The following is a 6,692-nucleotide window of genomic DNA, read 5'->3' as shown; positions in this document are numbered from 1 at the left end:
GGCCTCCCGGCCCGCCCGCCCGCGGCCCCGCGCTCCCGCTGGGGACGGCGGTAGCGCCCGGGCCGGCCGGCCCGCTCCGTGCGGCAGGCCGGGAAAGCCCCCGGACGGCAAGGAGCCCTCGTCCGCCCCACCGGGGCGGACGAGGGCTCCTTGAGCAGGGACCTGCCTAGCAGCCGATCAGCCGCGCGCCCAGGTACGCCTTGACCTGGTCCAGCGAGACCCGCTCCTGCGACATGGTGTCGCGGTCGCGGACGGTCACCGCGTTGTCCTCAAGGGTGTCGAAGTCGACCGTGACGCAGAACGGCGTGCCGATCTCGTCCTGGCGGCGGTAGCGCTTGCCGATCGCGCCGGCGTCGTCGAACTCGACGTTCCAGGCGGTGCGCAGGTCGGCGGCCAGGCCGCGGGCCTTCGGGGACAGCTCGGCGTTGCGCGACAGCGGCAGGACGGCGACCTTGACCGGGGCCAGCCGCGGGTCGAGCCGCATGCCGACGCGCTTCTCCATGACGCCCTTGGCGTTCGGCGCCTCGTCCTCGAAGTAGGCGTCGATCAGGAACGCCAGCATGGCGCGGTTGAGGCCCGCCGCCGGCTCGATGACGAACGGGAAGTACCGCTCGCCGGACTCCTGGTCGAAGTACTTCAGGTCCTGGCCGGAGGCCTCGCTGTGCACCCGCAGGTCGTAGTCGGTGCGGTTGGCCACGCCCTCCAGCTCGGAGAACTCGGTGCCGCCGAAGTTGAAGCGGTACTCGATGTCCACCGTGCGCTTGGCGTAGTGGGAGAGCTTCTCCTTCGGGTGCTCGAAGAAGCGCATGTTCTCGGTGCGCAGGCCGAGGCCGACGTACCAGTCCCAGCGCTGCTGGAGCCAGTACTCGTGCCACTCCTCGTCCTCACCCGGCTTGACGAAGAACTCCATCTCCATCTGCTCGAACTCGCGGGTCCGGAAGATGAAGTTGCCGGGGGTGATCTCGTTGCGGAAGCTCTTGCCGGTCTGGGCGATGCCGAACGGCGGCTTCTTGCGCGAAGTGGTCTGGACGGCCTTGAAGTTGGTGAAGATGCCCTGGGCGGTCTCCGGGCGCAGGAACGCGAGGCCGCTCGCCTCCTCGGTGACGCCGAGGTGGGTCTTCAGCATGCCCGAGAAGTCCTTGGGCTCGGTGAACTGGCCCTTGGTGCCGCAGTCGGGGCAGTTGACGTCCTTGAGGCCGTTCGGCGGCGGGAAGCCGTGCTTGGCCTCGTACTTCTCCTCCAGGTGGTCGGCCCGGTGGCGCTTGTGACAGGAGAGGCACTCGGTCAGCGGGTCGTTGAAGGTCGCGACGTGGCCGGAGGCCTCCCACACCTCGCGGGCGAGGATCACCGACGAGTCGAGTCCGACGACGTCCTCACGGGCCTGGACCATCGCACGCCACCACTGGCGCTTGATGTTCTCCTTGAGCTCGACACCCAGCGGTCCGTAGTCCCAGGCGGCACGCGTGCCGCCGTAGATCTCGCTGCAGGGGTAGACGAAGCCACGGCGCTTGCTCAGGCTGACGATCGTGTCGATCTTGTCGGCGGCCACAGTGCTCTCTTCAGTACGTACGGCACGGTCAGGGCACGGCTGGTTACGCGTACCCGAATACCTCAGGTTACCGGCCATACGGGTACGTGATTCAAATCGGTATCGTCCGGCCGCCCCCACCCTCCGTCACCTTCCGTTCACCCGTCCGAGTGAGTTGACAATCATTTCCATCTAAGATGAGAATGATTGTCATGATGATCGGACTGACTCGACGACGCGCTCGCCGCTCCATAGCCATCGGCACCACCGCCCTCGCCGCCTCGCTGGCCCTCACGGCCTGCGGAGGCAGCAGCGGCGCCGCGGACGGCAGCGGCAGGCTGAAGGTCGTCGCGTCCTTCTACCCGATGGAGTACCTGGCCCAGCAGATCGGCAAGGAGCACGTCGCGGTCACCGACCTCACCGCGGCCGGCGTCGAGCCGCACGACCTGGAGCTCACCGCCAAGCAGGTCGGCACGGTCCAGAAGGCCGACGCGATCATCTACCTCAAGGGCCTCCAGCCCACCGTCGACCAGGCCGTCGCGCAGTCGTCCAGCAAGCACAAGATCGACGCCACCGCCACCGCCCCGCTGGTCGACCACCACCTCGACGAGGGCACCGAGGAGGAGGGCCACGGGGGCGAGGGCCACAAGCACGAGGGCCCGGCCGGCGACCCGCACATCTGGCTCGACCCGACCCGCTACGCGGCGATCGCCAAGACCGTCGGCGACGAGTTCGCCAAGGCCGACCCGTCCCACGCCGAGGACTACCGGAAGAACACCGACGACCTGGTCACCAGGCTCACCGCGCTCGACCAGGAGTTCCGGGCCGGACTGAAGGACACCAGGACGAAGACCTTCGTCACCAGCCACGCCGCCTTCGGCTACCTCGCCGACCACTACGGCCTCACCCAGGTCGCCATCAACGGCGTCGACCCGGAGTCCGAGCCCACCCCGGCCCGGCTGACCGCGGTGCAGAAGGCCGCCAGGGACAACGGCGTCACCACGATCTTCTTCGAGACCCTGGTCGACCCCAAGCTCGCCGACACCGTCGCCAAGGACCTCGGCCTCAAGACCGCCGTCCTGGACCCCCTGGAGGGCGTCAAGGACACCGCCAAGGACGACTACCTGTCCGTCATGAGGCAGAACCTGGCCAACCTCCAGGCCGCCCTCGGCGCCCCGGCCGCGACCGACGCCCCCGCCCCGGCCGGGACTCCCGGAGCCGACGCCACCACCCCTGCCGCCACCAGCTGACGGGAATCCGCACCATGACCGACCCGATACCCCCGGCCGTCCGCCTCCGTGACGCCGTCGCCTCGCGCGGCGGCCGGCCGGTGCTGCGCGGCGTCGACCTCACCGTCCGCCCCGGCGAGGTCGTCGCCCTGCTCGGCGCCAACGGCTCCGGCAAGTCGACCACCGTCAAGGCCGTGATCGGCTCCGTCCCGCTGGAGCAGGGCACCCTGGAACTGTTCGGCACCCCGCGCCGCTCCTTCCGCGCCTGGCACCGGATCGGGTACGTCCCGCAGCGCACCACCGCCGCCTCCGGCGTCCCCGCCACCGTGCGCGAGGTGGTCTCCACCGGTCGGCTGCCGCAGCACCGGCTGCTGCCGTTCCGCCGCAGGGACCGCGAGGCGGTGGACCGCGCGCTGGCCGCCGTCGGCATGCTGGAGCGGGCCGAGGACGGCGTCGCCGACCTGTCCGGCGGCCAGCAGCAGCGGGTGCTGATCGCCCGCGCCCTGGTCGGCTCCCCCGACCTGCTGATCATGGACGAGCCGATGGCCGGCGTGGACGCCGCCAGCCAGCAGGTGCTGGCCGACACCCTGCGCGCCGAGGTCGGCCGCGGCGCCTCCGTCCTCCTCGTGCTGCACGAACTCGGGCCGCTGGAGCCGCTGATCGACCGCGCCGTGGTGCTGCGGGACGGCTGCGTCGCCCACGACGGCCCGCCCGTGCCCAACACCGGCCTGCACGCGCTGCCCGGCCACGACCACGTCCACCCGCACGCCGACCTGACCCCGCCGAGGCTGCTCGCATGACCGAGATGCTCTCCTACGACTTCATGCAGCGCGCGCTGCTCGCCGCCGTCCTGGTCGGGATCACCGCCCCGGCCGTCGGCATCTACCTGGTGCAGCGCCGCCAGGCGCTGATGGGCGACGGCATGGGCCACGTCGCGATGACCGGCGTCGGCCTCGGCTTCATCTTCCAGACCAGCCCGGTCTGGATGGCCGTGCTGGTCTGCGTGCTCGGCGCCGTCACCATGGAACTGGTCCGCTCGCGCGGCAACCAGCGCGGCGACATCGCCCTCGCGATGCTCTTCTACGGCGGCATGGCCTGCGGCAAGCTGCTGGTCTCGCTCTCCGCGCAGGCCGGGGCCGGCTCGCTGGAGAGCTACCTGTGGGGCTCCATCCTCACCGTCGCCCCCGCCGACCTGGCCGTCATCGCAGGGCTCGGCGCGGTGGTCATCGCGGTCACCGTCGGCCTGCGCCGCCAGCTCTTCGCGATCTGCCAGGACGAGGACTTCGCCCGGGTCACCGGCCTGCCGGTGCGCACCCTCAACCTGCTGCTCGCGGTGATGGCCGCGGTCACCGTCACGGTCGCCATGCGGGTGGTCGGGCTGCTGCTGGTCAGCGCGCTGATGGTGGTCCCGGTGGTCGCCGCCCAGCAGCTCACCCGCTCCTTCGCCGCCACCCAGGCCGCCTCGATCGCGCTCGGCGTGATCGTCTCGCTGGCCGGCGTCACCGGCTCCTACCACCTCGACGTGCCCTCGGGGCCGGCCATCGTGCTGCTCGCCATCGCGGTCTTCGCGGTGTTCAGCCTGCTCGCCGCCCCGCTCGCCCGACGGCGCCACCGCGGCGCGGCCGAGAGCGGGCCGAAGGTCTGCGACGTCGAACTGCCGGAACAGGCCGCCGCCGGTCCCTCCGGCACGACCACCCCTGGGCGGGGGGCCGGGCTGGCACAATGATGTGCGAGACGCCCACGACCCCAGGAGGACCCACGGTGACCACCGCAGGCCCGTCGCCGCGCGCCCGATCGACCCGGCAGCGTGCAGCCGTCTCGGCCGCCCTGGACGAGATCGCGGACTTCCGCAGCGCGCAGGAGCTCCACGACCTGCTCAAGCACCGCGGGGACTCCGTCGGTCTGACCACGGTCTACCGCACGCTCCAGTCACTCGCGGACGCCGGTGAGGTGGACGTGCTGCGCACCGCCGACGGCGAGGCGGTCTACCGCCGGTGCAGCAGCGGACACCACCACCACCTGGTCTGCCGGCACTGCGGTGCCACCGTCGAGGTGGAGGGCCCCGCGGTGGAACGCTGGGCCAACTCGGTCGCCGCCGAGCACGGTTTCAGCGACATCGCGCACACCCTGGAGATCTTCGGGACCTGCGCGGAGTGCGCCAAGAGGATCTGAGCACGGCCCGTACGACGGAGAGGACCCACCGGCTCCCCGGTGGGTCCTCTCCGTCGTACGGGTCCGTCGTGCGGATCCGATCTACGCGTCCGACGCGCGGGTCCGGAGCGCCTCAGCGCGGCGACGGGACGGGCGCGCCGACCTCGTTCGGGATCGCCCCGCCGAAGCGCCGGTCGCGCATCGCGTACTGCTCGCAGGCGCGCCACAGGTCACGGCGGTCGAAGTCCGGCCAGAGCACGTCCTGGAACACGAACTCGGCGTAAGCCGACTGCCAGAGCAGGAAGTTGGAGGTGCGCTGCTCACCGCTGGGGCGCAGGAACAGGTCCACGTCCGGCATGTCCGGGTGGTACATGTACCTGGCCAGGGTCTTCTCGTTGACCTTCTTCGGGTCCAGCTTCCCGGCCGCGACGTCCTGGGCGATCGCGTGCGCCGCGTCGGCGAGTTCGGCCCGGCCGCCGTAGTTGACGCACATGTAGAGCGTGACGGCGTCGTTGTCCCTGGTCTGCTCCTCGGCGACCTGGAGCTCCTGGACGACGCTCTTCCACAGCTTGGGCATCCGGCCCGCCCAGCGGATCCGCACGCCCATCGCGTCCATCTCGTCGCGGCGGCGGGCGATGACGTCCCGGTTGAAGTTCATCAGGAACTTCACCTCGTCGGGCGAGCGCTTCCAGTTCTCGGTGGAGAACGCGTACAGCGAGATGTTCTTGACCCCGAGCTCGATGGCGCCCTTGAGCACGTCCATCACCACGGACTCGCCGACCTTGTGGCCCTCGGTGCGGGGCAGCCCGCGCTCCTTCGCCCAACGGCCGTTGCCGTCCATCACGATGGCGACGTGGCCGGGGACCAGCTCGCCGGGGATCTTCGGGGGCTGTGCGCCGCTGGGGTGCGGGGTCGGGGGGACGTACGCCCTCTGCTTGCCGCCGCCGAAGAGCCGTCGCGCTGCCATGTGCTCACTTCTCCACGTATCTCATCGAGCGGATGCCCCGCTCCAGGTGCCACTGCAGATAGGCCGCGACCAGGCCGCTGCCCTCCCGCCAGTACCGGGGCTCACAGGAATCGGCCGTCTGCCAGTCCCCTGACAACAGCGCCCCGAGCAGTACCAGTGTCTCAGGGGAGGGTACGGCACATCCGGGCACTCGGCAGTCCCCGCAGAGCACCCCGCCCGCGGGGAGCGAGAAGAAACGGTTCGGCCCCTCCAGGCCGCATTTGGCGCAGTCGGTGAAGCTCGCGCCGTACCCGTTCACCGCGAGCGAGCGCAGCAGGAAGGCGTCCATCACCAGGTGCGACTCGTGCAGTCCGGCCGCCAGGGTGCGCAGTCCGCCGACCAGCAGCAGGTACTGCTGGACGGCCGGTTCGCCCTCGTTCTCGGCGAAGCGCTCGGCGGTCTCCAGCATCGCGGTGCCGGCGGTGTAGCGGCCGTAGTCGGTGACGATCGAACCGCCGTACGGCGCGATGGTCTCCACCTGGGTGCAGAGCGGCAACCCGCGGCCGAACAGCTCACTCCCCCGGCTGAAGAACTGCACGTCCACGTGCGAGAACGGTTCCAGCCGGGCGCCGAACTTGGACTTGGTCTTCCGCACCCCGCGCGCGACCGCCCGCACCTTGCCGTGGTGGCGGGTCAGCAGGGTGATGATCCGATCGGCCTCGCCGAGCTTCTGCGCCCGCAGCACGACGCCGTCGTCCCGGAAAAGACTCATGGGGACCATTCTCCCCCACCCGGCACCGGTGCCGGACAGCCGTGTTGCCCGCACCGGGGCCGTGGG

7 protein-coding genes are annotated in these 6,692 nt (G+C 70.9%); 4 read left to right on the top strand and 3 right to left on the bottom strand.

What is annotated here, in order from left to right; all coding sequences use genetic code 11:
• Positions 1-166 precede the first annotated feature (166 nt).
• Positions 167-1,549 carry a glycine--tRNA ligase gene (locus BU198_RS20390; protein ID WP_188298285.1) on the bottom strand — a complete coding sequence of 461 codons (1,383 nt, stop codon included), beginning with the start codon at positions 1,547-1,549 and terminating at the stop codon, positions 167-169.
• A gap of 191 nt (positions 1,550-1,740) precedes the next feature.
• Between BU198_RS20390 and BU198_RS20385 the strand changes: the two genes are divergently transcribed.
• The 4 genes from BU198_RS20385 to BU198_RS20370 are packed head-to-tail and all read left to right on the top strand — an operon-like array spanning position 1,741 to position 4,929.
• Positions 1,741-2,778, top strand: a complete 1,038-nt coding sequence (locus BU198_RS20385; RefSeq protein WP_223244674.1) for a metal ABC transporter substrate-binding protein — start codon at positions 1,741-1,743, stop codon at positions 2,776-2,778.
• Between the two features lie 14 nt (positions 2,779-2,792).
• A complete protein-coding gene (locus BU198_RS20380) occupies positions 2,793-3,557 on the top strand; it encodes a metal ABC transporter ATP-binding protein (protein WP_188298284.1) in 765 nt (254 codons plus the stop codon).
• The gene (locus tag BU198_RS20375) at positions 3,554-4,483 is read left to right on the top strand and encodes a metal ABC transporter permease (RefSeq protein ID WP_188298283.1); all 930 of its coding nucleotides are present in this window, start codon (positions 3,554-3,556) and stop codon (positions 4,481-4,483) included. Before BU198_RS20380 ends, BU198_RS20375 begins: the two co-directional genes overlap by 4 nt.
• Positions 4,484-4,518: 35 nt before the next feature.
• Positions 4,519-4,929: a Fur family transcriptional regulator gene (locus BU198_RS20370; RefSeq protein ID WP_188298282.1), complete on the top strand. Its 411-nt coding sequence runs from the start codon at positions 4,519-4,521 to the stop codon at positions 4,927-4,929.
• Positions 4,930-5,041: 112 nt separating this feature from the next.
• Here the strand turns inward: BU198_RS20370 and BU198_RS20365 are convergent, their stop codons facing one another.
• Positions 5,042-5,875, bottom strand: a complete 834-nt coding sequence (locus tag BU198_RS20365; protein ID WP_188298281.1) for an isoprenyl transferase — start codon at positions 5,873-5,875, stop codon at positions 5,042-5,044.
• Between the two features lie 4 nt (positions 5,876-5,879).
• Positions 5,880-6,626 carry a DNA repair protein RecO gene (gene recO, locus BU198_RS20360; RefSeq protein ID WP_188298280.1) on the bottom strand — a complete coding sequence of 249 codons (747 nt, stop codon included), beginning with the start codon at positions 6,624-6,626 and terminating at the stop codon, positions 5,880-5,882.
• Between the last annotated feature and the right edge of the window lie 66 nt (positions 6,627-6,692).

It is taken from the genome of Streptomyces sp. CBMA156, from assembly GCF_014596515.1.
Taxonomy (GTDB): Bacteria; Actinomycetota; Actinomycetes; order Streptomycetales; family Streptomycetaceae; genus Kitasatospora.
Note: the sequence above shows the minus strand (reverse complement) of the source record. Positions and strands in the feature narration are given on the sequence as shown.